The organism is Streptomyces sp. NPDC058637 (assembly GCF_042717325.1).
Taxonomy (GTDB): domain Bacteria; phylum Actinomycetota; class Actinomycetes; order Streptomycetales; family Streptomycetaceae; genus Streptomyces.
This window is the reverse complement of sequence record NZ_JBHXRD010000057.1, coordinates 1-24,619: the sequence shown is the minus strand read 5'-3', so window position 1 is coordinate 24,619 and position 24,619 is coordinate 1. Positions and strand designations below refer to the sequence as shown.

23 protein-coding genes are annotated in these 24,619 nt (G+C 71.1%); 12 read left to right on the top strand and 11 right to left on the bottom strand.

Going from position 1 to position 24,619, the window contains the following annotated elements; all coding sequences use genetic code 11:
• Positions 1 to 64: 64 nt before the first annotated feature.
• Positions 65 to 1,042, bottom strand: coding sequence for a fibronectin type III domain-containing protein (locus ACFWVP_RS33915; RefSeq protein ID WP_384501897.1), 978 nt, complete (start codon positions 1,040 to 1,042; stop codon positions 65 to 67).
• A gap of 133 nt (positions 1,043 to 1,175) precedes the next feature.
• On the opposite strand from ACFWVP_RS33915, the gene ACFWVP_RS33910 reads away from it, so the two are divergent.
• Positions 1,176 to 1,784 carry a TIGR03086 family metal-binding protein gene (locus tag ACFWVP_RS33910; RefSeq protein ID WP_384501896.1) on the top strand — a complete coding sequence of 203 codons (609 nt, stop codon included), beginning with the start codon at positions 1,176 to 1,178 and terminating at the stop codon, positions 1,782 to 1,784.
• Between the two features lie 177 nt (positions 1,785 to 1,961).
• Here the strand turns inward: ACFWVP_RS33910 and ACFWVP_RS33905 are convergent, their stop codons facing one another.
• Together ACFWVP_RS33905 and ACFWVP_RS33900 are read right to left on the bottom strand one after the other, a co-directional pair.
• On the bottom strand, positions 1,962 to 4,115 hold the full coding sequence (locus ACFWVP_RS33905; RefSeq protein WP_384501895.1) for a hypothetical protein: 2,154 nt from the start codon (positions 4,113 to 4,115) through the stop codon (positions 1,962 to 1,964).
• A 154-nt stretch (positions 4,116 to 4,269) separates the two neighbouring features.
• Entirely contained in the window at positions 4,270 to 4,950 is a 681-nt protein-coding gene (locus ACFWVP_RS33900; RefSeq protein ID WP_384501893.1) for an alpha/beta fold hydrolase, read from the bottom strand.
• Positions 4,951 to 5,014: 64 nt separating this feature from the next.
• Between ACFWVP_RS33900 and ACFWVP_RS33895 the strand changes: the two genes are divergently transcribed.
• The 3 genes from ACFWVP_RS33895 to ACFWVP_RS33885 all read left to right on the top strand — a co-directional run bounded on the left by ACFWVP_RS33895 (position 5,015) and on the right by ACFWVP_RS33885 (position 7,454).
• Positions 5,015 to 5,818 carry a chitosanase gene (locus tag ACFWVP_RS33895; protein WP_384501892.1) on the top strand — a complete coding sequence of 268 codons (804 nt, stop codon included), beginning with the start codon at positions 5,015 to 5,017 and terminating at the stop codon, positions 5,816 to 5,818.
• A 178-nt stretch (positions 5,819 to 5,996) separates the two neighbouring features.
• Positions 5,997 to 6,305: an SH3 domain-containing protein gene (locus ACFWVP_RS33890; protein ID WP_384501890.1), complete on the top strand. Its 309-nt coding sequence runs from the start codon at positions 5,997 to 5,999 to the stop codon at positions 6,303 to 6,305.
• A 345-nt stretch (positions 6,306 to 6,650) separates the two neighbouring features.
• Positions 6,651 to 7,454: a chitosanase gene (locus ACFWVP_RS33885; RefSeq protein WP_384501888.1), complete on the top strand. Its 804-nt coding sequence runs from the start codon at positions 6,651 to 6,653 to the stop codon at positions 7,452 to 7,454.
• Between the two features lie 75 nt (positions 7,455 to 7,529).
• On the opposite strand, the gene ACFWVP_RS33880 is transcribed toward ACFWVP_RS33885, so the two are convergent.
• From ACFWVP_RS33880 to ACFWVP_RS33845, 8 genes are all read right to left on the bottom strand, one after another.
• Positions 7,530 to 8,957, bottom strand: coding sequence for a nucleobase:cation symporter-2 family protein (locus tag ACFWVP_RS33880; RefSeq protein ID WP_384501886.1), 1,428 nt, complete (start codon positions 8,955 to 8,957; stop codon positions 7,530 to 7,532).
• A gap of 264 nt (positions 8,958 to 9,221) precedes the next feature.
• Positions 9,222 to 10,619 carry an 8-oxoguanine deaminase gene (locus ACFWVP_RS33875; RefSeq protein ID WP_384501884.1) on the bottom strand — a complete coding sequence of 466 codons (1,398 nt, stop codon included), beginning with the start codon at positions 10,617 to 10,619 and terminating at the stop codon, positions 9,222 to 9,224.
• Between the two features lie 161 nt (positions 10,620 to 10,780).
• Positions 10,781 to 11,704, bottom strand: a complete 924-nt coding sequence (pucL, locus tag ACFWVP_RS33870) for a factor-independent urate hydroxylase (RefSeq protein WP_384501883.1) — start codon at positions 11,702 to 11,704, stop codon at positions 10,781 to 10,783.
• A 6-nt stretch (positions 11,705 to 11,710) separates the two neighbouring features.
• Positions 11,711 to 12,103, bottom strand: a complete 393-nt coding sequence (uraH, locus tag ACFWVP_RS33865; RefSeq protein ID WP_384501881.1) for a hydroxyisourate hydrolase — start codon at positions 12,101 to 12,103, stop codon at positions 11,711 to 11,713.
• Between the two features lie 5 nt (positions 12,104 to 12,108).
• Entirely contained in the window at positions 12,109 to 12,630 is a 522-nt protein-coding gene (gene uraD, locus ACFWVP_RS33860) for a 2-oxo-4-hydroxy-4-carboxy-5-ureidoimidazoline decarboxylase (protein WP_384501879.1), read from the bottom strand.
• Between the two features lie 167 nt (positions 12,631 to 12,797).
• On the bottom strand, positions 12,798 to 13,175 hold the full coding sequence (locus ACFWVP_RS33855; RefSeq protein ID WP_384501878.1) for a helix-turn-helix domain-containing protein: 378 nt from the start codon (positions 13,173 to 13,175) through the stop codon (positions 12,798 to 12,800).
• The gene (locus ACFWVP_RS33850) at positions 13,172 to 13,423 is read right to left on the bottom strand and encodes a hypothetical protein (protein WP_384501876.1); all 252 of its coding nucleotides are present in this window, start codon (positions 13,421 to 13,423) and stop codon (positions 13,172 to 13,174) included. Before ACFWVP_RS33850 ends, ACFWVP_RS33855 begins: the two co-directional genes overlap by 4 nt.
• A 71-nt stretch (positions 13,424 to 13,494) precedes the next feature.
• On the bottom strand, positions 13,495 to 14,337 hold the full coding sequence (locus ACFWVP_RS33845; protein ID WP_384501875.1) for a GntR family transcriptional regulator: 843 nt from the start codon (positions 14,335 to 14,337) through the stop codon (positions 13,495 to 13,497).
• Between the two features lie 249 nt (positions 14,338 to 14,586).
• Here ACFWVP_RS33845 and ACFWVP_RS33840 point away from each other — a divergent pair, with 249 nt between their 5' ends.
• The 8 genes from ACFWVP_RS33840 (at position 14,587) to ACFWVP_RS33805 (ending at position 24,377) form a co-directional block, all read left to right on the top strand.
• Positions 14,587 to 15,852: an extracellular solute-binding protein gene (locus tag ACFWVP_RS33840; protein ID WP_384501873.1), complete on the top strand. Its 1,266-nt coding sequence runs from the start codon at positions 14,587 to 14,589 to the stop codon at positions 15,850 to 15,852.
• A 36-nt stretch (positions 15,853 to 15,888) separates the two neighbouring features.
• Positions 15,889 to 16,857, top strand: a complete 969-nt coding sequence (locus ACFWVP_RS33835; protein ID WP_384501872.1) for a carbohydrate ABC transporter permease — start codon at positions 15,889 to 15,891, stop codon at positions 16,855 to 16,857.
• Positions 16,854 to 17,693: a carbohydrate ABC transporter permease gene (locus ACFWVP_RS33830; RefSeq protein ID WP_384501871.1), complete on the top strand. Its 840-nt coding sequence runs from the start codon at positions 16,854 to 16,856 to the stop codon at positions 17,691 to 17,693. The genes ACFWVP_RS33835 and ACFWVP_RS33830 overlap by 4 nt, the downstream gene beginning before the upstream one ends.
• Before the next feature lie 75 nt (positions 17,694 to 17,768).
• Positions 17,769 to 19,328, top strand: a complete 1,560-nt coding sequence (locus ACFWVP_RS33825) for a beta-N-acetylhexosaminidase (RefSeq protein ID WP_384501869.1) — start codon at positions 17,769 to 17,771, stop codon at positions 19,326 to 19,328.
• Positions 19,329 to 19,361: 33 nt separating this feature from the next.
• A complete protein-coding gene (locus tag ACFWVP_RS33820) occupies positions 19,362 to 20,786 on the top strand; it encodes a cellulose binding domain-containing protein (RefSeq protein ID WP_384501867.1) in 1,425 nt (474 codons plus the stop codon).
• A gap of 174 nt (positions 20,787 to 20,960) precedes the next feature.
• The gene (locus ACFWVP_RS33815; RefSeq protein ID WP_384501907.1) at positions 20,961 to 21,788 is read left to right on the top strand and encodes a TIM barrel protein; all 828 of its coding nucleotides are present in this window, start codon (positions 20,961 to 20,963) and stop codon (positions 21,786 to 21,788) included.
• A 43-nt stretch (positions 21,789 to 21,831) separates the two neighbouring features.
• Positions 21,832 to 22,725 carry a 2-hydroxy-3-oxopropionate reductase gene (locus tag ACFWVP_RS33810; RefSeq protein WP_384501865.1) on the top strand — a complete coding sequence of 298 codons (894 nt, stop codon included), beginning with the start codon at positions 21,832 to 21,834 and terminating at the stop codon, positions 22,723 to 22,725.
• A gap of 194 nt (positions 22,726 to 22,919) precedes the next feature.
• Entirely contained in the window at positions 22,920 to 24,377 is a 1,458-nt protein-coding gene (locus ACFWVP_RS33805) for a catalase (protein ID WP_384501863.1), read from the top strand.
• The last annotated feature ends 242 nt before the right edge of the window (positions 24,378 to 24,619 follow it).

The following is a 24,619-nucleotide window of genomic DNA, read 5'->3' as shown; positions in this document are numbered from 1 at the left end:
GGCCGCCGAACGGTCCGCGCCATCGGTGGGGCGGGATCCGGGCCGTTGTTGTGCCGCTGTGCCGTCAGCCGGTGAGTACGACCGTGCGCTGGGCGGAGAAGTCGCCCCACGTCCCGTCGGGCAGTTTCGCCCGGATCTTGAGCGAGTAGCGCGTGCCGGGCGGGTCGGTGGCGGTGAGCCGGTAGGTCGCCCGCCCGGTGGGCGGGGTGCCGCCCCAGACGATCGTGGTGGTCAGCTTCCCGTTCAGGTACAGCTGGTAGGCGGGGATCGTGCCGCCGGTGTCCGGCTGGTCCCAGGACAGGTCGATCACGGATTCCCTTCCCTCGGTGGCCGCCTCCGTCCGCAGTCCGGTGGGTGCCGTACCGGCCGGCGCACCGGGGGCGGAGGCGGTGGTGAGGTCGAGCGCGTCGCTGTCCGGGGAGGACTTCTCGGCGGCGTCCCTGGCGCGGACGGTGAAGGTGTAGACGGTGCCGGGGCGCAGTCCGGTGAGGCGGGCCGTGGTCTGTGTTCCGGGCACGCTGTGGATCCGGGAGTCCTCCTGGTAGATGTCGTACGAGGTGACTTTGACGTCGTCCGTGGAACCGCCCCAGGACAGGGTGACCGTACTGCCGTTCACGGCCTTGCCGCGCAGCTTCACCGGCCCTGTCGGCGGCTCGGCGTCGGTGGGGGTGGGGGCGGGCGTGGTGACGGGGACGGCGGCGCTCGGGGCGGAGAGGTTCCCCGCGGCGTCGCGGGCCCGGACGGTGAACGTGTACGCGGTGGAGGCGGTCAGCCCGTCGATGTCGGTCATCCGCTTGGCGGCCGGTACCGATCCGGCCTTCCTGCCCTCGCGGTAGACCTCGTAGCCGGTGATTCCCTTGTTGTCCGAGGCCTGTTCCCACATGACGTGCACGGAGGTGGCGCTGCCGGCCTGGACGGTCACTCCCTCGGGTGCCGTCGGTTTCTGGGTGTCCGCTCCCGCGGTTCCTCCGCAGGCGGTGAGCGCGGCGAGGAGCAGGGTGGCGGAGCAGGCCGACGCGGTGCGTGCGTGGGGGCGTTGCACGGTGATGCCTTCCGTCCGGAAGCAATGGTCCAGACCTGTATGCCATGTCGGTGGGGGTGCCGACAAGGGGCTGGATCGGAACGTTCCGCAATGTCCGCGATGAGTTCCGGGCTCCGGACCGGTCTGAAGAGGTATGGATACGTACAGCGGGACCGCGCCCGCACTCGACCTGGAACCGGCGGCCCGGCAGATCGGCGAACTGATCCGCTCCCTCGACGACGGGCAGCTGTCCGGGCCCACACCTTGTCCGGACTACTCGGTCCGTGAGCTGGTGGCCCATGTGCTGGGACTGTCCGTCGCCTTCCGTGACGCGGCACGCAAGGACCTGGGGCCGACGACGGACACCTCACCGGACTCGGCACTGCCGGTCCTCCCCGACGGCTGGCGGGAGTCGCTGCCTCCGCTGCTGGACGAGCTCGTCACGGCGTGGCGCGCCCCGGCCGCCCAGGAGGGCATGACACGGGCCGGCGGGGTGGACCTGCCGGGCGCGGTGGCCGCGATGGTCGTGTCGAACGAGCTGCTCGTGCACGGCTGGGACCTGGCCCGGTCGACCGGTCAGGAATTCCGGGCGGACGAGGCGGGCCTGCGTGCGTCGGAGGCGCTGCTGACCCCCGCGGACGACGACGGTTCGGGTCCTGGCGGGCTGTTCGGGCCGCCCGTTCCGGTGCCGCGGGACGCGCCGCTGCTCGACCGTGTGATCGCGCTGAGCGGCCGCAGCCCGGGCTGGCGGCCGGGCGGCTGACAGCGGGGAGCCCGGGGCGGCTCGCGCGTCGGAGCGGGATCCGGACCGGGCCCGGGCGGCGAGCTGAGGGGCACGACGGGTCCGCCCGCGTCACTCACGGCGGGGCAGCGCGGAACCCCCGTGCGCCCCCTCAGGACCACCCCGCGCGGCGGTACGCCTGCCCCACCCCCGCGCCGCTCAGGCCTCCGACACGGCCGGGCCCGCGCCCAGCGCCCGCAGCACCTCCCTGGCCCGTTCCCGCAGCCGGTCGTCCGTGGTGGCGATGGTGGTCTCCACCCCGGAGGCCGTCACTCGCAGATCCCGCTCGGCCAGGGCGGCGAGCCGCCGCCCGTGGTCCTCGGTCAGCGCGTCCGGGCCGAGGGCCAGGAGCGCCTCCAGCGCCGTGGCCGCGTCGGCGTCCTCCTCCGCGGAGTCCAGCAGCAGCCCGGCCGCCGTGCGCACATCGGGTGTCCCGGGCGCGATCCTGTGCAGGGCGAGCACCGCCGCCGGGGTGTGGAGCGGATCCGTGAGCAGCGCCTCCAGTGCGGGTACGAGTGGACGGCCAAGGTCCCCCAGCCGGGCGGCGACCCGCGCGGCCCGCACGAGTGTCCAGCGGATCCAGCTCAGCTCGGTCTCACCCAGTACCCCGGCCAGGAGCCGCAGCGGCTCCTCCGCCCGGCCCGTGATCCGCCACAGCGCCTCGGCGATCGCGACGTCGGCGTCCAGGTGCGGGATGACGCGGGACGCCCCGGGGGAGCTCGCCGCCGCCATGAGGGCGGGTGCCAGCTCCGCCGCCCGGGGGCCCAGCTCGGCGGCGGCGGTCGCCGCCTCCCGTACGCGGCTCCCGTCGCCGGTCAGCTGCGCGGCCAGGACGGTGAGCAACGGGCCGGTGTCGTCGGTGAGCTGCCACACGGCCCGGGCCGCCGCGAGCCGGGCCTCGGGAGGTCCCGTCCGGGCCGCCCGGCGCAGGAGTCCGCCCGTCGCCCCACTGTGTTCCGGTGGGCAGACTGCGGCCAGCGCCCCCGCCATCGGTTGCGGGAACGCGGGCAGCGCGGCGCCCAGTTCGGGCAGGGCGGGGGCTGCCCCGCTCCCCCAGGACTCCAGCAGCGCCGCGTACCGGAAGGGTTCGTTGTCCCTCAGCTTCTCCGGTGCGGCGAGCCGGGCGCGGACCGCGCCGAGCAGCCCGGCGTCGAACGGAACCGTGGGCGCGGTGGCGAGCGGCCCTCCGCAGGCGGCGGCGAGTGCCCGGGGCCGGTTCTCCAGGTCGCGGGCGAGGATCGGCACGGCGCGCTCCGGGTCCACCACCACCAGCGCTTCGAGGGCTTGGTCGGCCAGATCACCGCCGGCCTCGGCGAGCTCGGCCAGGGCGGGAGCCACTGCGGCGGCACGGCGGCCCAGCAGTCGGAGCAGCGAGAGTGTCTGCCCGGCGCGGGTGGGGTCGCCGAGGACCGTGGCGACGAGCGGGCCGGCCAGCCGGTCCGGCGCGCTGCGGGAGATCTGGCAGGCGGACTCCGCCGCCCACAGGGCCTCCGCCCGTATCCCCGGCCGCTCACTGCGCAGTGCGGCGTCCAGAATTCCGTACACGGCGTCGCGGTCGGCGTCCGTGTCGCGGAGCAGGAGCTCCGAGACCATGTACTGAAGGGGTTCGTTCCGGTCGAGGTCGATGCGGCCGGCGACCAGGTCGTCGGCCGGGAGCAGGTCGAGCATCGTCCTGTGATGCTCGTCGGTCCAGGGCACGCCCGCGTCCACGCAGGCGAGCAGCGCGGCGACGCGGAGCTCGCCCGGCCCGTCCGGACCGATGGCCCCGGCCGCCAGGCCTGCGGTGCCCTCCGGGTCCAGGTGGGCCAGCCCGCCGAGCAGTTCGGCCCGGACCAGCGGCTCCTCCTCCGTCCGGAAGCGGCTCCGCAGCGCCGGATACACCTGGTCCGTGGCCCCGGTCATGGCCGCCGCCCAGACGGCGGCCTGCCGCACGGAGGCGTCTTCGTCCTCCGACGAGGCCAGCAACAGGGGGAGTTGGGCGGTCACGGCGCGCCGGCAGGCGGCCTCGTCGCTCTCCCCCTCGTCCGCCCCGCCCTGTGCTATCCCGCCGAGCAGGCCCAGCACTTCCGCGGTACGGAACCCCGCACCGGCGAGCCGCGCAAGATACGGGACGGCGTGCGCCGTCGCCTCGTACACCGAGCCCTGGTGCAGGATGCTCCCGTACAGCTCGCCGAGTGCTTCGCCGGCCCGCTCCTCGTCCTCGTCCGCCAGCGCCCGCAGGCAGTCGGGCACGTCGGCGGCGCTGCCGTAGGCGTGCTGGTAGGCGGCCCATGGCTGAGCGTCGAGATCGGCGAAGAAGGGTGCGAGATCCATGGGACAGATCCTGGCACCCGGCACCGACAGCGACGCCCATGCCCCGGACTCACGCCCCGGCCCTCTAACAGGGTCCGGAACCGAACCCCGCCCGGCCCCGCCGACGCCCGGCGACGGGCAGCGGGCAGCGGGCTACAGGCGGCGGGATGCGGGTTCAGCTGGTGAAGAACTCGGTGATCTGCTGTGCCACCTGGTCCGCGTGCCGTTCGTGCACCTGGTGGCCGCCGCCCAGCGTGATCAGCCGGCAGTCGGGGATGAGGGTGGCCATGTCGGGCAGCCGGTCCTGCGGCATGGCGCTCTCCGGTCCGCCGGCGATCATCAGCGTCGGTGCGACGATCTGCCCCAGCTCCTCCTCCCACCGCGGATCGGGGGCGGCGATCTGGGCCCTGACCTCCGGGACGGCGTTCTCGTCGTAGTCCACCCGGCCCGTGGGGAGGCTGCCCGCCTCCTGCCCCGGGAAGGGCGGCGGGGTCTCCACGAGCGCCAGCCGCTCGACCCGGTCCGCGTGCTCCTCCGCGAGCAGGTAGGCGACGACTCCGCCCATCGAGTGCCCCACGACGCCGACCCGGTCGAGCTCGCACGCGTCGAGGAAGCCGAGGACGTCGTCCCTCATCTGCTCGAACCCGTACTCGTCCGGCCAGTCGCTCTCGCCATGGCCGCGCAGGTCCAGGGCGTACACCCGCCATTCCTCGCCGAGCAGGCTGCCCACCGCCTCCCAGCTCGCGGACGAGCCGCCGAGGCCGTGCAGCAGGACGACGGGGGAGCCGAACGCGTCGCCCCAGGTCCGATAGGCCAGCCGCACATCGCCTACGTCCACAACAGACTGATCTTCCATGCCCCGAACGCTACAGCCGGACGCCGCCCGCCGGTCCCGGGCCCCCGCCTGGCACGCTTGGCGGGTGAAGCCCCTACGTCTCGCCCTCGCCACCACCGTCGTCCTCGTCCTGACCAGCTGCTCCGGTTCCGCCGCCGGGGCCCCGGAGAAGGGACTCGACGATCCGGCGAAGAAGGACATCGCCATGCGGCTGGTGTCCAGCGCGGAGAACTCCTCGCTGGACTGGAAGGCGCAGTACGGCTACATCGAGGACATCGGCGACGGCCGGGGCTACACGGCCGGCATCATCGGATTCTGCTCCGGCACCGGCGACATGCTGAAGGTCGTCGAGCGGTACGGGAAGGCCCGCCCGGGGAACCCTCTCGTACGTTTCCTGCCGGCGTTGCGTGCGGTGGACGGCAGCGATTCGCACGAGGGACTCGGGGACGCGTTCACCGCGGCCTGGGCGAAGGCCGCCGCCGACCCGGCGTTCCGGTCGGCGCAGAACACGGAGCGTGACGAGACGTACTTCGATCCGGCGGTCGCCCGGGCCGAGGCGGACGGGCTCAGCGCCCTGGGGCAGTTCGTCTACTACGACGCGTACGTGATGCACGGTTACGCCGACGCGAAGGGCACGGTCGGCTTCCGTACGATCCGCGCCCAGGCCCTCGCGGCGGCCGGTACGCCGTCCGAGGGAGGCGACGAGGAGGCCTATCTGAACGCCTTCCTGGACGCCCGGGTGGCCGCGATCCGCAAGGAGCCCTCGCACAGCGACACCAGCCGGGTGGAGACGGCCCAGCGCGTCTTCGTGCGCGAAGGCAAACTCCAGCTGGAGACCCCGTTGGCGTGGCGGGTGTACGGCGAGAGCTTCCGCATCCCCCGCGGCTGAACACCTGCCGACCGGGCGCGCGAAGCATCCGCCCACTGATCGCGCACATCGGTTCACACTGCCATGACCTGCGCTTCCATTGGGGCAGCCTCCGAGCGGCTCCGCCCGTCACCCGCCGGTGACGGGCCCCGTGTGCGGCTTCGCACCCCGTGCGCCGCGGAACGTCCGGGAGAGACCGATGGTGAAGAATATGTTCACGATCGCAATAACATTGGCGGCCGGCATCGGGCTGGCCGCGAGCCCGTCCGCCCAGGCCGGGCAGGGGGCCGCCGCCGCCCGGGCGGCGGCGGCATCGGCCGCCGTCCGCACGGTCAACGACAACGGCGTGAACTTCCGCGGCGGTCCGGGTACGGACTACCCCGTGCTCGGCCAGGTGAACCGGGGGCAGAACCTCGACGCCCGCGGGCAGCAGGGCGACTGGGTGATGGGTGACCTGTGGGGCGGTCGCACCGGCGTCTGGATCCATGTGGCCTACCTCGACCGCTGAGTGTCACCGCTCCGGGCACCGCACAGGGCCACCGCGCGTGGTGCGGGGCTCCCGGGTGTCCGCGGGAAGTTCTCGGTGCGCGCGCGCCCAGGGGCGTACCGGACGCTCCGAAGCCTGGTAGGAAAGCTTCCTAACAGAGCATCGGAACGACGAACTCCCTCTGGAGGACTGGTGCATCACCCCCACGACAGCACCACACGTCGCACCACCAGCACCACCAGCACCGCCAGCACCGCCAGCACAACAGGAATCACCAGCAACTCAGAAACCACACGCACCACAGGCCCCACTCACCTCACTCGAACTACTCGCACCACTCGCCTCACTCGACCCCTCGGTCTCGCCGTGGTAGCTCTCGGGCTGACGCTCACGGCCGTTCCGCTCACCGCCCAGGCCGAGGTCCCCACACCACCGGCCGTACATCACCTGGAGGCCGCCGCGACCGGGCTCGACGATCCGGCGAAGAAGGACATCGCCATGCGGCTGGTGTCCAGCGCGGAGAACTCCTCGCTGGACTGGAAGGCGCAGTACGGCTACATCGAGGACATCGGCGACGGCCGGGGCTACACGGCCGGCATCATCGGATTCTGCTCCGGCACCGGCGACATGCTCGACCTGGTCGAGCTGTACACGGAGCGGAAGCCCGGCAACGTACTCGCGCGGTACCTGCCCGCCCTGCGCGCGGTGGACGGTTCCGACTCGCACGAGGGCCTCGACCCGGGGTTCACCGGGGACTGGGCCGAGGCCGCGTCCGATCCGGCGTTCGAGCAGGCGCAGAACGACGAGCGGGACCGGGTCTACTTCGACCCGGCGGTGAGCCGGGGCAAGGCCGACGGCCTCGGCACACTGGGCCAGTTCGCGTACTACGACGCCATCGTCATGCATGGCGGCGGCGACGACGCTACGAGCTTCGGATCCATCCGGCAGATGGCCCTGGCCCAGGCACGGCCGCCGTCGCAGGGCGGTGACGAGGTCGCCTACCTCGACGCGTTCCTGGACGCGCGGGTCTGGGCGATGCGGCAGGAGGAGGCCCACTCGGACACCAGCCGGGTGGACACGGCCCAGCGGGTCTTCCTGCGCGACGGCAATCTGGATCTGGATCCGCCGCTGGACTGGCACGTGTACGGAGACGCCTTCCACATCGGCTGATCCCCGGCACCGGGCGCGCGTACGACGGTTCCCGCACGGGGCCGTCGTACGCGCGCGGGGCGGTCGAAGCCCCCGTCAGTGGGCGACGGGCAGCTCCATCGGGTCCTTCGGCCGCCCGCTCTCCCTGAACTCCACCTCCGCTTCTGTGTCGGTGGACGGCTTGCGGCCGAGGTGGTTGAACGCCAGGTTCAGCAGGATCGCCACGACGCAGCCGGTGGAGATGCCCGAGTCGAGGACGACGAGCAGGTCCTCGGGGAAGGCGTGGTAGAAGTCCGGCGCGGCGATCGGGATCAGGCCGATGCCCACGGCGGTCGCGACGATCAGCGCGTTCTCGCCCTTCTCCAGGGCCGCGGCGGCCAGGGTCTGGATACCGCTCGCGGCGACCGACCCGAAGAGGACGATGCCGGCGCCGCCGAGTACGGGCAGCGGTACGAGGGCGATGACGGACGCGGCGACGGGGACCAGGCCGAGCACCACGAGGATGGCTCCGCCGGCGGCGACGACGAACCGGCTGCGGACCTTGGTCATGGCGACCAGCCCGATGTTCTGGGCGAACGCGCTGCACATGAAGCCGTTGAAGAGCGGGCTGATGGCGCTGCCCAGCGTGTCGGCGCGCAACCCGCCCTCGATGGTCCGCTCGTCCGCCGGACGGCCGACGATCTTCCCGAGTGCCAGCATGTCGGCGGTGGACTCGGTCATGCAGACCAGCATCACGATGCACATCGAGACGATCGCGGCGATCTCGAACTGCGGTGCCCCGAAGTGGAACGGCGTCGGGAAGCCGACCAGGTCGGCGTCCCCGAGCGCCCCGAAGTCGGTGATGCCGACGGGGATCGCGATGAGCGTGCCGATGACGAGGCCGAGCAGGATCGCGATCTGCTGGAGGAAGCCGCGCAGGAGTTTGCGCAGGGCGAGCACGATCACGAGCGTGACGGCGGCCATCGTGATGTTGGTCGTCGAACCGTGGTCGTCTGCGCCCGCGTTGCCGCCCTGGGACCAGTTGAAGGCGACGGGCAGCAGCGAGACACCTATCAGGGTGATGACGGTTCCGGTGACGACGGGTGGGAAGAACCGGACGAGTTTGCAGAAGTACGGGGCGAGTACGAAGCCGAGGAGGCTGGCGACGATGATCGCGCCGAAGATGACGGCGATGCCGTCGTGTCCCCGGTCCTTGCCGATCGCGATCATCGGGGTCACCCCGGCGAACGAGACGCCGTTGACGAACGGCAGCCGCGCGCCGACGCGCCAGAAGCCGAGGGTCTGGAGCAGGGTCGCTATGCCGGCGGTGAAGAGGCTCGCCCCCATGAGGAAGGCGGTCTCGGTGGCGGTGAGGCCCACGGCGGGCCCCACGATCATGGGCGGGGCCACCACGCCCGCGTACATCGCGGCCACGTGCTGCAGACCGCTGGTGAACATCTTCAGCGGGGGGAGCGTCTCGTCGACCGGGTGTTTCGGGTCGGCGTCTGCGGATGGGACTGTGCGAAACCTGGGCGTAGCTGCCACGGCGGCTTCCTCCGGTCGGGTACACGTCAGGGACGCGGGTGTCAGGGAGGTGGTGCTGAGTGGTGCGTTGATGCAGGTCGTGCAGCTGATGCGGCAGCTTTCGTCACCGGTACGGGGGCGTGTGCGCCGGACAGGTGCGTCCGGGCACACGCTCCCGCAGCGGCTGCCGTGGATCCTTGCGGGTCCACGGCGGCCGGCCGAGGGCCGTCCCCCTCGGCCGGCCTGTCAGGGGGAGCGTGAAGCGGGTGGGAGGTGTGCGGAGCGTCAGGCTCCGGCGGCGATCCGCGCCAGACGCCGGGCCTCGTCGCGGGTCGCGCGGGCGATGGCGTCCTCGTCCACCGTGATGAGGTGGTTGTCCTCGACGACGGTTCTGCCGTTGACGAGGGAGAGGGTGACGGGTGCCGCGGCACCGAGGACGAGTGCGGTCACCGGGTCGGCGATGGAGGCGTGGGCGAGGGTGTCGAGCTTCCACAGGACGAGGTCGGCGAGCTTGCCGGCCTCCAGGGAGCCGATCTCCTGGGCGCGGCCGAGGACCTGCGCGCCGCCGTACGTCCCCAGGCGCAGGGCCTGACGGGCGTTGAGTGCCTTCTCGCGGTGGGCGCCGAGTCGGTTGATGAGGAGGGCGTTGCGCAGCTCGGTGTGGAGTTCGCCGGACTCGTTGGACGCGGTGCCGTCGACGCCGAGGCCGACGGGGACGCCCGCGGCGAGCATGTCGGGGACGCGGGCGATGCCTGCGGCGAGGCGGGCGTTGGATGACGGGCAGTGTGCGACGCCGGTGCCGGTGCGGGCGAAGGCGGCGATGTCGGAGTCGTTCATGTGGACGCAGTGCGCCATCCACACGTCGTCGCCGAGCCAGCCGGTCGACTCGAAGTAGTCGGTCGGGCCCATGCCGAACAGTTCCTTGCAGAACCGTTCCTCCTCGACGGTCTCCGAACCGTGCGTGTGCAGCCGCACTCCGCGGCGGCGGGCCAGCTCCGCGCCCTGCCTGAGGAGTTCGGTCGACACGGAGAAGGGGGAGCAGGGCGCGACGGCGATCCGGGTCATCGCGTCGAACGAGGCGTCGTGGTGTGCGTCGATGGTCGCCTCGGTCGCGGTGAGCGCCCCGTCGAGGGTCTCCACGGCGAAGTCCGGCGGCAGTCCGCCGTCCTTCTCGCTGCGGTCCATGGAGCCGCGGGCGAGGGTGAAGCGTACGCCCATGTCGCGGGCGGCCCCGATGATGGCGCCGGACAGGTCGCCGGAGCCCCGCGGGTAGACGTAGTGGTGGTCCATCGCGGTGGTGACCCCGCCGCGGGCCATCATGGCGAGGGAGCCCTGGGCGGCGGCACGGGCCATCGGCTCGTCGATGCGCGCCCACGTCGGGTACAGGGCGACCAGCCAGTCGAAGAGGTTGTGGTCGGTCGCGAGGCCCCTGGTGATCCACTGGTAGAAGTGGTGGTGGGTGTTGACCAGGCCGGGCGTGACGAGGTGGCCGGTGCCGTCGACGCGCCGTATGACGCCTTCGAGGCCTTCGGGCGCGCTGCCGGGGCCGACGGATTCGATGCGGTTGCCGGCCACGACGACATGGCCCGAGGCGTATTCGGTGTCGTGGGCGTCGACCGTCGCGATCGAACAGTTCTCGATGACGATGCGTTCTGTGGGCCTGGGGTCCGCCGAAGCTGCCATGGTGCTTCCTTCTTCTGTCTCTGGCGATGTGGGCACGGCAGGACCCTGGGAGGATTTGAGTGCCACGGCGGCGAGGCGGACGCCGTGGGTGCCGAGGGGTGGAGAGGACGCCCGGCCCCCCGCGCGGCTGCGGGGCGGCGGAGGGCCGGCTCGGTACTGCCTCAGAGGTTGGTCATGTCCACCGGGATTTTCGGCTCGACGCCGTCCCGGAGCACGGTCGCCTCGATGAGGCCGTAGGGCCGGTCGGCGGCGAAGTAGACCTCATTGTCGTTCTTGAGGCCGAACGGCTCCAGGTCCACGAGGAAATGGTGGTTGTTGGGCAGCGAGAAGCGGATCTCGTCGATCTCGCTCCGGCTCTCGATGATGCGCGAACCCATCTGGTAGAGCGTCTGCTGCAGCGACAGGGAGTAGGTCTCGGCGAAGGCCTGGAGCATGTGCCTGCGCGCCTGCTCGTAGGACTTCTCCCAGTTCGGCATGCGCTCCTCGTCGCTGGTCCAGTTGTACCGCCACTTCGCGGACACGTCGGTCGCGAGGATGCGGTCGTACGCCTCCTTGAGCGTCGTGTACCGGTCCTTGACGTAGCCCCAGAACTCGGAGTTGGTGGAGTTCATCACCGTGAGGTCCTTGAGACCGGAGATGACCTCCCACTTCTCACCGTCGAAGGTGATCTGGGTGGTGCGCGTCTCCTGGCCCTTGCGGACGAAGGAGTGCTTGACGTCGTCGGCGCCGATGAATTTCGAGTTGGCGTCCGAGGTCGCGATGCGCTCCCAGGCGTACTCCTCGATCCGGATCCGGGCGGCCTTGATCGGTTCCTGCGAGGTCACGAAGTGCCGCGCGAGGTGGATGCCGAACTGCTCGGCGGACTCGATGCCGTGCTCCTTGGCGAACGCGAACACCGTGTTCTTGGTGGTGTCGGTCGGCAGGACGTGCGCGTTGGAGCCGGAGTAGTGGACCTCGTCCATGTCGCCGGAGAGGGCGACGGAGACGTTGAGGTCCTTGATGTGGTGGGTGGCACCGTCCCGCGTGATCCTGACGACGCGGTTCTCTGCTTTGCCGTACTGGTTCTGGCCGAGAATCGTGGGCATTGTCTGCTAGCTCCCTCGGTAAACGGAGTAGCCGAACGGGTTGAGCAGCAGCGGTACGTGGTAGTGCTCGCCCGGTGTGACGGCGAACGCGATCGCCACCTCCGGGAAGAACGCACCGCTGTCCCTTACGCGGGGGGCGTCCTGCTGCGCCTCGGCTTGCTTCTGACTGGTGAAGTACGACCCGGTGTCGAAGACGAGCCGTACATGGGTGGTGCCTTCCGGCAGGGCCGGCAGGTCCTTGCAGCGCCCGTCCGCGTCGGTCGTGGATCCGCCGAGCGGCACGTACGGCGTGTCGTCGCCGCCGCGGGCGGCGAGGGAGACGGTGACGGCCGCGGCGGGCCGGCCGATGCTGGTGTCCAGGATGTGGGTGGACACCGAGGCGGTGGTGTCGGTGCTCAAGACCGTCACGCTCCTTGTTCTGGGGAGTCCCGCACGAGACGGGTCAGCCGGATGCGGTTGATCTTTCCCAGTTCGGTGCGCACGTGCCCGCGCTCCCGCTCGGGCGAGTTCCCGATCCGGGACTTCAGCGCGTCGCGCATCTGCTCACCGGTGGCTCCGGTGGCGCAGATCAGGAAGACGTGACCGAACCGCTCCTGGTAGGCCAGGTTGAGTTCGAGCATCTCGGTCCTGAGCTCCTCGGACGCTCCGGCCATCCCCCGCTGTTCACGGGCGGAGGCCGGATCTCCGGGTTTCGGGCGGCCGATCGGCGGGTGGCCCGCCATCGCCTCGGCCAGGTCGTCCGGGGAGAGCTCGGCCGTGGCGGCGTCGCTCCTGGCGAACAGGGCTTCCTCGGTGGCGTACGGCCGGTGGGCGAGGACGGTGCTCCCCCATGCCGTGCTGGCGCACACCTCGTGCAGCGCGGCAGTGGCCTCGTCGGCCGCCAGGGTGTTGAACCGGGCGAGGCCCGGTGTGGAGCTCGAAGTCACGGGAGCCTCCGTGGCTGCTTCTTCGCTGTGCGTTGTTCGGGCTGCGGACAGCTAACGCCCTTCGCAACATCACGTCAACAGTTTGTTGAAATTCCACGAACGCGAAGAGCCGCCGTCCCGGTATCCGGACAGCGGCTCCCCGGGCGCGCGGCCCGCCCGTGGGTCAACTACGCACCCCTGGTGCCGTTTTCGCGGTTCAGGTAGTTGTAGACGGTGAAGCGGCTGACGCCCAGGGCGGTCGCCACGGTCTCCACGCCGTGTCGTACGGCGAAGGCACCGCGTGCCTCCAGGGTCCGCACGATCAGCTGTTTGGTCTTGCGGTCCAGGTCGGCGAGCGGCATTCCGTGCCGCCGCTCCATCCCGGCCAGGATGTGGTCGAGTGAGTCGGAGAGCTGCGGGAGACGCACGGCGATGACGTCCTGCCCCTCCCAGGCGAGGACCACGTCGTCCGCCCGCGCCTGCTCGGGCCCCAGCAGCTCGGCGCCCATGGCGTCGACGAGCGGCTTCACCGCGGCGACCAGGGGATGGTCCGCGGGTCCGGTCACGGGGTCTCCTCCCCGATCACGTTGACCTGGAGCGAGACCCGGGTGGCACCCGACTCCAGGGCCCTGCGCAGCAGCGAGTCCACCGCCGTGAGGACCTGGTCCGCACCGCCCTCCGCCGTGTTGCCGAACGGGCCGACGTCCACCGCGTCCAGGTCGGCCGTCCGGATCACCTCCCGGGCCACGACCGCGTGGGCGGGCGCCTTGTCCAGGTCGAAGGGCTCGGTGGTGAATTCCACCCTCAAGCGCACGGGTGCCTCCCTCATGTCCGCGCCGCGGTCGTCGGCTCGCACGGCTGGCTCCCGACCCTAAGGCACGGCGGTCAGGAGCCCGACTGGATGTCCCCCCGGGTGGACGAGGTGATCGGGTCGCCGTGCGCGAAGTCGCCGGGCGGGATTCCGGGGTGGTGACCGTCCCTGACCAGCCCGGCCGCGGCAGCCGCCGGGCCGAGGGCGAGCCGGGAGACGATCCGGTACCGGTCGCCCCGGTAGAGCGAGTGGACGTACTCCACGGGCCGGCCGGTGGTGTCCGAGGTGAGCCGCTCGAAGAGGAGCGCGGGGGACAGCTCCGGGACCTCCAGGAGCCGCGCCTCGGCCCGGGTGACGACGGTGGGCTCGATGGCCTGCACCGCCTCGTGGACGTGCACACCATGGGTGTCCCGCAGGTGCTCGTACAGGTCGCCGGTCTCCAGTTCCTGGGCGGACAGACCGGGGACGAACGCCGCCCTGATGTGCAGGTGCTCGATGGCCATCGGCGCGCCGTCGACCAGGCGCAGCCGGGCGACGTACACGATCTCCTCGGCGGGTGACATCCGCAGCTTGCGGCCGACCCGGGCGCCTGCCTGGAGGGTGGTGAACTCCAGCAGCCTGCTCGACCACGCCCCGGCGGCCTGCGGAACGCTCAGGGCGAGGTCCGCGGAGACGAGCTCCTGGGTGATCTTCTCGGGCGCGACGAACATGCCGCGGCCGTGCTCGCGGACCAGGAGCCCCGCGGCGACCAGCTCGTCGATCGCGGCGCGCACGGTGGGCCTGGACACGCCGAGCAGGGTGCACAGGGCGCGCTCGGAGGGAATGGCGTCCCCCGGGCTGCGCGACTCGATCAGCTCCAGGACGGCGTCGCGGGCCCGCTCCCTCTTGAGCACCGTCCCCGGTATGTCGGCTGCCATGCCCTCCCCCTCCTGACGTCACGCTTCCCTTACCAGTCAGCCAACTGGTGACCACTGGTCAGGGCAGTGTAGCCGCCCTGCGCGACCGGAGCGGAGACCCGGGCACGTCGGAGATCGGCAACTTCCCTTTGTACGCAAGGGGTTGACGACCTCATTGGTCTATGCCACCTTCATCCACCATCAAGAGGTGAGCTGTCCAGTGGACTTCACTGGTCAGGTGGTCAGGTCCTGCTCCCGTTGAGGTGAACCGTGAAGTACCGCTTGCTTGCCGGTGGTTCCGCGCTCGTGATGGCCACCGCACTCTGTGCCTGCAGTTCCTCCTCGGACGACGCCGGCGAGGCCGGCGGCCGGACGGCGGTCGACGTCTGGCTGATGCGTGACAGCGTCTCGGCCGCGTTCCAGAAGGAGTTCGTCGAGGGCTTCGAGGCCCAGCACCCGGAGATCGACGTCAGGATCCAGATCCAGGAGTGGGACGGCATCGGCCAGAAGATCACCGCGGCGCTGGCCAGCAACGACGCCCCCGACGTGATCGAGGCGGGCAACACCCAGGTGGCGCAGTTCGCCGAGAGCGGCGGGCTGCTGGACCTCAGCGACAGGAAGGCCGAGCTGAACGGCGAGGACTGGCTGAAGGGCCTGGCCGAGCCGGGCTCGTACGAGGGGAAGCAGTACGGCATCCCCTACTACGCGGCGAACCGGGTGGTCGTCTACCGCACGGACCTGTTCGACAAGGCCGGTGTCGACGCCGCCTCCCTCACCACGCGCGAGCGGTGGATCGAGGCCACCACGGAGCTGAACAAGGGCGGCACGCAGGGGATCTATCTGCCGGGCCAGCTCTGGTACGCGCTGGCCGGCTTCGTCTGGGACGAGGGCGGCGACCTCGCCACCGAATCCGGCGGCACGTGGAAGGGCGCGCTGGACACACCCGAGGCACTGCGCGGGATGGAGTTCTACGCCCGGCTCCAGTCGCTCGGGAAGGGGCCCAAGGACTCCGACGAGGACGATCCGCCGCAGGCCGAGGTGATGGCGCAGGGGCAGGTGGCCCAGGTGATCTCCACCCCGGGCGGGGCCAACGCGATCATCGAGAACAACCCGGAGCTCAAGGGCAGGCTCGGCTTCTTCCCGATCCCGGGGAAGACGGCAGGCACTCCGGGCGCGGTGTTCACCGGCGGTTCCGATCTGGTCGTGCCCGCGGCGGCCGGTCACCCCGACGAGGCGCTGACGTTCATCAAGGAACTGACCGGCGACACCTGGCAGAAGAAGCTCGCCGTCGCCATGAGCTATGTGCCCAACCGGACGACGCTGGCCTCGTCGGTGGCGGACGACCCCGGCGCCTCCGCGATGGCGGTCGGCGCGGCCAACGGCCACGCGACACCCAACACACCCGGCTGGGCGGCGGTGGAGGCGGAGAACCCGATCAAGGACTACATGACCGCCGTCCTCACCGGCGGCGACGCCGCGAAGGAGGCGGCCAAGGCCTCGGCGGACATCACCAGGGCCATGAACTCCGGTTCCTGACAAGCCGGTTCATTCCCCACCGAAAGGAGGCCTGCCGTGCCGGACGTCCGCGAACGGACCGCACCCCGCACCCGACCACTCCCCGCGGGAAAACCGCCGGGGCGGCGGCCCCGCCCCGCGCACAGCCTGTGGCCGTACGCCCTGATCGCCCCGGCGATCGGCGGCATGCTCTACCTGCTCGTGTACCCGCTCGCCCGGGCCGTGCTGATCTCGCTGCAGGACTTCCGGCTACGCCAGCTGATCAGCGGTGACGCGGAGTTCGTCGGGCTGCGCAACTACCGGACGCTGCTGTCCGACCCACGGTTCTGGGAGGTGGTCGGCCGCACCTTCGTCTTCATGGCCGTCAACGTCGTACTGATCATGGTCATCGCCACCCTGGTCGCGCTGATGACGGAGCGGCTCGGCCGGGGCGGGCGCACGGCGGTGCTCTGTGCGCTGGTGCTCGCCTGGGCCATGCCGGTGGTCGCCGCCACCACCGTCTTCCAGTGGCTTTTCCACTCCGAATTCGGCATCGTCAACTGGTCGTTGACCTCACTGGGGTTCGACTCGTTCGACCGCTACCCGTGGTTCGCGAACGGTACGGCGGCCTTCGCGATCCTGGTCCTGCTGATCGTCTGGCAGTCCGTGCCGTTCGCGGCCGTCACCCTCTATTCGGCGCTCACCACCGTGCCCACCGAGCTCTACGAGTCGGCCCGGCTGGACGGCGCGTCCGCGCTCCGGATCTTCCGCTCGGTCACCTTCCCGATGCTCCGGCCGATCTTCATGCTGGTCTTCTCGCTTGAGGTGATCTGGACGTTCAAGGCATTCGTCCAGATCTGGGTGATGACCCGCGGAGGCCCGGGCGACGCCACCACGATCCTGCCCGTGTACGCGGTCCAGACGGCGCTCTCCAGTCAGCGCTACGACCTGGGATCCGCCGCTTCGATGGTCACCGTGGTGCTGATGTCCGGGGTGCTCGTCCTCTACTTCCGCCAGATGTTCCGTCAGGAGGACGAACTCCGATGACCCTGTCGCGCCCCCGCATCCGGCGGATCCCACTGAACACCGCCGCCGTGGTGACCGTCGTCGTCTGCCTCTTCCCCGTGTACTGGATGATCTCCACGGCCTTCAAGCCGTCCCGGGACATCCAGTCGCCCGAACCCCGGCTCGTCCCGTACACCTGGACGCTGGACCACTTCCGGCGGGCCGTGCAGGCCGACGGCTTCGAGCTGTTCTGGCGCAACAGCATCCTGGTCACCCTCGGCGCGGTGCTGCTGGCGCTGGTCGTGGCGCTCGGATCCGCGTTCGCCGTGGCCAGGATGAGGTGGAAGGGCCGGCGGCAGTTCATGCTGCTGGTCTTCATCGCCCAGATGGCGCCCTGGGAGTCGCTGATCATCCCCGTCTACATCATCTCCCGCGACACGGACATGCTCGACCGGCTGCCGACTCTGACCCTCGTCTACTTCATGATCACGCTGCCGTTCACGATCGTGGTGCTACGGGGCTTCATCGCGACCGTCCCGCCCGAGCTCGAGGAGGCGGCGCAGGTCGACGGCTGCACCCGGACCGACGCCTTCCGGCGGGTGGCGCTGCCCCTCCTCATGCCCGGCCTGATGGCCACCTCGCTCTTCGGGTTCATCACCGCCTGGAACGAGTTCGCCTACGCCAACTTCCTGATCATCAAGCAGCAGGACAACCGCACCCTGCCGGTCTGGCTGTCCTCCTTCCAGAACACCTTCGGCACGGACTGGGGCGCCACCATGGCCGCCTCCACGCTCTTCGCCCTGCCCGCGCTGGTGATCTTCCTGCTCCTCCAGCGCCATGTCACCTCCGGCTTCGCGGCCGGCGCCGTCAAGGGCTGACCCAGCCGCCTGCCCTGCCGCCCGGCCCCGTCACCGTCCCGTGAACCGCCCGAGATCCGAATCCGGAGGCCCTCCGTGCCCGCATCACGCCCCGAGCTCTCCCTCGTACCCCGGCCCCGCAAGGTCTCGCCCCGCCCCGGCCGCTTCGTCCTCGACCACGACACCCGCGTCCGGACCCTGCCGGGCACCGAGGCCGCGGCCGATCTGCTGCGCACGCTGCTCGGACCGGCCACCGGACTGCCGCTCGCCCCCTCGCCCGATGGACGGATCGTCCTGGCGCTCGACCGGCAGCTCGGCGGGCTCGGCGACGAGGGGTACGGCCTCACCGTCGGCCCGCAGGCACTCCTGCTGCGCGCCGCCCGGCCGACCGGACTCCTCCGCGGGGTGCAGACCATCCGTCAGCTGCTGCCTCCCGAAGCCCTTTCGGGTGGTGTGCGGGCCGCGTCCTGGGAGCTGCCCTGTGTCGAGATCAGCGATGTGCCGTGCCACCCCTGGCGCGGCGCGATGCTCGATGTGGCCCGGCACTTCCAGCCGGTCTCGTATCTGCACAGGTACGTCGACCTCATGGCCTTCCACAAGCTCAACACCCTCCATCTGCACCTCACGGACGACCAGGGCTGGCGCATGCCCGTGGACGCCTTCCCCCGGCTGACCTCCGTGGGGGGCCACCGGGCCGAGTCCCTGTCCGACGGTGTCCCGCACTCGGGGGCGTACACCCGGCGGGAGCTGCGGGACCTGGTCGAGCACGCCACGGCCCGCGGGGTGACGGTCGTGCCCGAGATCGAGATGCCCGGTCATGTGCGCGCCGCCCTCGCCGCCTACCCGGAGCTGGGCAACCGTCCGGACCGGCGCCTCGACGTCTGGACCAGGTGGGGCGTCTGCGACACCGTGCTCGGCGTCCACGAGCAGGTATTCGACTTCTGCCGGACCGTGCTGGAGGAGGTCATGGACGTCTTCCCCTCGCCGCACATCCACATCGGCGGCGAGGAGTGCCCGACCACCGAATGGGAGAACAGTCCCGCGGCCCGTGACCGGTCGGCGGCCGAGGGGCTGGCCGGCCCCTCGGCGCTGCACGGCTGGTTCATGGGCAGGATCGGTTCGTTCCTCGTGGAGCGGGGGCGCACGCCCACCGGCTGGGCCGAGACAGGCACCGAACTCCCCCTCGACTTCACGGTGATGACCTGGCGCGATCCGGCGCACGCCCGTACCGCCGCCCGTCGGGGCCACCGGGTGGTCAGCGCGCACCACCGTGCCACGTACCTCGACTACGCCCAGTCCACGGATCCGGCCGAACCGTACGCCCAGCCCGGTGCCCCGGTCGGACTGCACACGGTGTACGCCGACGAGCCGGTCCCGGACGACTGGGAGGCCGAGGAGGCCGGCCGGATCCTGGGCACCCAGGCGCAGTTGTGGACCGAGTACGTGACGACACCGGACCGGATCGAATACCTCACCTACCCCCGTCTGTGCGCCCTGGCCGACCGCGCGTGGTCCGGTGGGCGCGACTGGACGGGATTCGTCGAGCGGCTGCGCCACCACACGGCGCGTCTGGACGCGCTCGGTGTCGCCTACCGCCCTCTGACCGCGCGGTCGCTCACGACCGCCTCCGCAGGAACAGCGCCAATCCCCCGGTAGATCCCCCACCACCGTTCCGGAGAGGAACACCCCATGAGGAAGACCAGCAGGAGCCGTATCCGTACGGCGGCGGCTGCCGCCGTCAGCGCGGCACTGGGCTGTACCGCCCTCGCCGCACTGCCCTCGACCGCCGGTGCCGCCGCTGCCGCCGACGGACTCGTCGTCCAGTACCGCACGAGTGCGTCGGGCGCGACGGCCGACCAGAGTGAACCCTGGCTGAAGGTGCGCAACACCGGCAGTACGAGCGTGCCGCTCAGCAACGTCAAGGTGCGGTACTACTTCAAGGCCGATTCGGCGTCGGCGGCCTACCGGTTCGCCTGCTCCTGGGCGGTGAAGGGCTGCGGAAACATCACCGGGACGTTCGGGACGCTCGCGAACCCGACCGCCGACGCGGACCGCTATCTGGAGATCGCGTTCACCGCGGGCGCGGGCTCGCTGGCCCCCGGTGCGGACACCGGGGACATGCAGCTGCGCTTCCACCGCGCGGACTGGCAGTCGCTGCGGCAGAGCGACGACTACTCGTTCGCCGCCGGGCGGACCACGTACGGCGACTGGCCGAAGATCACCGCCCAGCTGGGCGGGGTCACGGCATGGGGCGAGGCTCCCGGGGGCAACGGCCCGACGGATCCCCCCACCGATCCGCCGACCGGCGGGCCCAGGCTGTTCGACGACTTCAACTACAGCGGCCACACGGACCCGGGCATCACGGCGCACGGCTGGAGCGTCCGCTCCAACTCCGGCGGTCCGGGTGTGCCGGGCGCCGTGTGGGCTCCGGAGAACGTCACCTTCAGCAGCCAGAGCGGCAACTCGGTGATGAACCTGGAGACGTCCACGGCGGGTACCGGTGCCTCGACGGAGCACACGGAGATCCTCACGCGGGCCACGAAGTTCCGCAACGGCACCTACGCGGCCCGGGTGAAGTTCAGCGACGCCCCCCGGTCCGGGCCGGACGGCGACCACCTCGTCCAGACGTTCTTCACCATCAACGACCTCAAGGCGCCGATGGCGGACGACTACGCGGAGTACGACTTCGAGTACCTGCCCAACGGCGGCTGGGGCGAGCCGGCCAACATCCTCTACACGACGTCTTGGGAGACCTACCGTCCCGACCCGTGGGAGGCCGTCAACCAGCACAGCGAGGCGCGGCAGAGCTACGCCGGCTGGCACGACCTGGTGGTGACCATCGACGACAGCGCCATCACGTACTACGTCGACGGGCAGCACTTCGGCACGCACGGGGCGGCGTACCTGCCCGAGCGGCCGATGTCGATCAACTTCAACCAGTGGCTGATCGATCTGGCGGGCCAGAGCAGCACCACGCCCCGTTCGTACGACCAGCAGGTGGACTACGTCCTGCACGTGAAGGACCAGGTCCTGTCCCCGGCCCAGGTGTCCGCGCTGGTGGGGCAGTACCGCGCGGCGGGCACGACCTTCCAGGACACGGTGCCGGCCGGCTGATCCGGCGGGTGTGACCGACCGGCGGGGTGGAGGGGCAGGTGGCCTCCACCCCGCTCCGGCATGTCCGGAAGTCGGGAGGCCCTGGCGGGACCGGTCCTCTTGACAGCCCTGCCCCCTTCCGGGCAATCTTCCGGTGAGCAGAAACTTACTTCCGCGATACGGAAGGAGCGCATGATGGGTTACTCGGACCAGCGCTTCGATGTGAACCTCTCGATCCTCTTCACCGAACTCCCGCTCCTGGAGCGCCCGGCCGCCGCGGCGGCAGCGGGCTTCACCGAGGTCGAGCTCTGGTGGCCGTGGACCCGGACCCCCACCCCGGCGCGGGCCGAGCTCGACGCCCTCAGGGGGGCACTCGACGAGGCGGGCACCCAGCTGGTGGGGCTGAACTTCTACGCGGGGCAGCTCCCCGGACCCGACCGCGGCGCGCTCTCCGTGCCCGGAGCCGAGTCGGACCGCTTCCGCGCCAACATCCCGGTGGCCACCGCGTTCGCCGACTCGGTCGGCTGCCGGGCGCTCAACGCGCTGTACGGCAACCGCGTCGACGGCGTGGACCCGGCCGCGCAGGACGCGCTCGCCCTGGAGAACCTGACCGCCGCCGCCCGCGCGGCCGACGGGATCGGGGCCACCCTCCTGATCGAGACCCTCAACCAGCCGGAGTCGCCCCGCTATCCGCTGGTGAGCGCACCGGCGGCGATCGAGGTCGTCGACCGGGTCAACGAGGCGACGGGCCTGGGGAACACCGCGTTCCTGCTGGACCTCTACCACCTGGCGATGAACGGCGAGGACCTCGGCCAGGTGATCAAGGCGTACGCCCTGAAGACCGGCCACGTCCAGATCGCCGACAACCCGGGGCGCGGCGCGCCGGGCACCGGATCACTCCCGCTGGAACAGCTCCTCGACGAGCTGACGCGGGCCGGTTACACGGGCCGGGTCGGCCTGGAGTACAAGCCGGGCGACCGGCCGAGCGCGGAGTCCTTCGGCTGGCTCCCGGACACCCCCTAGGGTCCCCCGGCCCTCGCACACACGCTTATCGGAAGGCACCCTCATGAGCAGCAACCTCCCCAAGGTCGCGTGGATCGGACTCGGCATCATGGGCTCGCCCATGTCGGAGAACCTGATCGAGGCCGGGTACGACGTCACCGGCTACACCCTGGAGCAGGACAAGGTGGACCGGCTGGTCGCGGCGGGCGGCACGGGTGCCGCCTCGATCGCGGACGCCGTACGCGACGCCGATGTCGTCGTCACCATGGTCCCCGCGTCCCCGCAGGTCGAGGCGGTCGCGTACGGTCCCGACGGCATCCTGGAGAACGCCCGGCCGGGCACCCTGCTGATCGACATGTCCTCGATCACCCCGCAGACCTCGGTGGACCTGGCCCGCAACGCGAAGGACAAGGGCATCCGCGTGCTGGACGCCCCGGTCTCCGGCGGTGAGGCCGGCGCGATCGAGGCCGTCCTGTCCGTCATGGTCGGCGGCGAGCAGAGCGACTTCGACGCCGCGCGGCCCCTGCTCGACACGCTGGGCAGGACGATCGTGCTGTGCGGCCCGCACGGCTCGGGCCAGACGGTGAAGGCCGCCAACCAGCTGATCGTCGCGGTCAACATCCAGGCCTGCGCCGAGGCCGTGGTCTTCCTGGAGAAGTCCGGCGTCGACCTGGCCGCGGCCCTCGACGTCCTGAACGGCGGGCTGGCCGGCTCCACCGTGCTGACCCGCAAGAAGGACAACTTCCTCAAGCGGGACTTCGCCCCGGGCTTCCGGATCGACCTGCACCACAAGGACATGGGCATCGTCACGGACGCCGCCCGCAACGTCGGTGCCGCGCTGCCCGTCGGCGCGGTCGTGGCCCAGCTGGTCGCCTCGCTGCGCGCCCAGGGCGACGGCGGCCTGGACCACTCGGCGCTGCTGCGCTCCGTCGAACGCCTCTCCGGCGCGCACGTCTGACACCCCGGCCCTGGTCGAACCTCCGACCGGGCCCCCTGAACTCCGGGTCGCGGTGGCGCTGACACCTGTCCTGTCGCGCCCAGGCGCTGCCGCGGCCCGGAACCCTCTCCTCCGCTTTCAACAAACTGTTGACGCCATGTTCGCGGCGAATCTACGCTCCTGAGGCCGTCAGCAGCCCCGTACGGAAGGTCCTCATGTCGAAGCGTGTGCTCACGACCGAGTCAGGCGCCCCGGTCGCCGACAACCAGAACTCCGCCACGGCAGGCGCCGGCGGGCCGATCCTCCTCCAGGACCAGCACCTGCTGGAGAAGCTCGCCCGCTTCAACCGCGAGCGCATACCGGAGCGCGTCGTCCACGCCCGCGGCTCCGGCGCGTACGGCTACTTCGAGGTGACGGACGACGTCACCGGCTTCACCCGTGCCGACTTCCTCTCCGAAGTGGGCCGCCGCACCGAGACGTTCATCCGGTTCTCGACGGTCGCCGACTCCCTGGGCGGCGCCGACGCCGTACGCGACCCCCGTGGCTTCGCCCTCAAGTTCTATACGGACGAGGGCAATTACGACCTCGTCGGCAACAACACCCCGGTGTTCTTCGTCAGGGACCCGGTCAAATTCCCCGACTTCATCCACTCGCAGAAGCGCGACCCGTTCACGGGCCGTCAGGAGCCGGACAGCGTCTGGGACTTCTGGGCGCACTCGCCCGAGGCGACCCACCAGGTCACCTGGCTGATGGGCGACCGGGGCATCCCCGCCTCGTACCGCCACATGAACGGCTACGGCTCGCACACGTATCAGTGGACGAACGCGGCGGGTGAGGCCTTCTTCGTCAAGTACCACTTCAAGACCAACCAGGGCGTGCGCTCCCTCGCGGCCGACCAGGCCGCCGAACTCGCCGGCAAGGACGCCGCCTCGCACCAGACGGACCTGCTCCAGGCCATCGAACGCGGGGTCAACCCGTCGTGGACGCTGCACGTGCAGGTCATGCCCGCCGCGGAGGCCGCCGACTACCGCTTCAACCCGTTCGACGTCACCAAGGTGTGGCCGCACGGCGACTACCCGCTGCGGCGGGTGGGCCGCCTGGTGCTCGACCGCAACCCGGACAACGTGTTCGCCGAGGTCGAGCAGGCGGCGTTCTCGCCGAACAACTTCGTGCCGGGCATCGGCCCGTCCCCCGACAGGATGCTGCAGGGCCGGCTGTTCGCGTACGCCGACGCGCACCGCTACCGGCTGGGCGTCAACCACACCCAGCTCCAGGTCAACGCGCCGAAGGTGGCCGTCGTCGACAACTACGGCCGCGACGGTCTGCACGCGACCCGCAACGGCTCGCGCCGGGACAGGAACTACGAGCCCAACTCGTACGCCGGCCCGGCCGGGACCGGCCAGGCGCTGTCCGCCCCGCTCGCCGTACACGGCTGGACGGGTACGCACGAGACGCCCGCGCACACGAAGGACGACGACTTCTTCCAGGCGGGCGAGCTCTACCGGCTGATGTCGGACGACGAGAAGGACCGCCTGGTCGCCAACATCGCGGGGGGCCTCTCGCAGGTCACCCGTGACGACGTGATCGAGAAGAACCTCGCCCACTTCCACGCGGCGGACGCCGACTACGGCACCCGCGTGGAGAAGGCGGTCCGCGCCCTGCGCGAGGACTGAGCCTTCCCCCGAGGCCCTGCCCGTGCCGCGTACCCGGATGAGGGGTCGAGCGCGGTGCGAGCAGGACGGGGCCGCGGCGGTGGACGACGCCAGTGCGGTGGTGAGGGCCCGGCCGGCCGTGCTCCTGACCTGAAGGAGCCCGGTCCCGACCGGCCCGCTCGCCGCCGCCGCGGTCGCTGTGACCCGTACGAACAGGGGGCGTGGCCCAACGGGGGTTACGGTGGGGACCCCCCCGGTTGAGG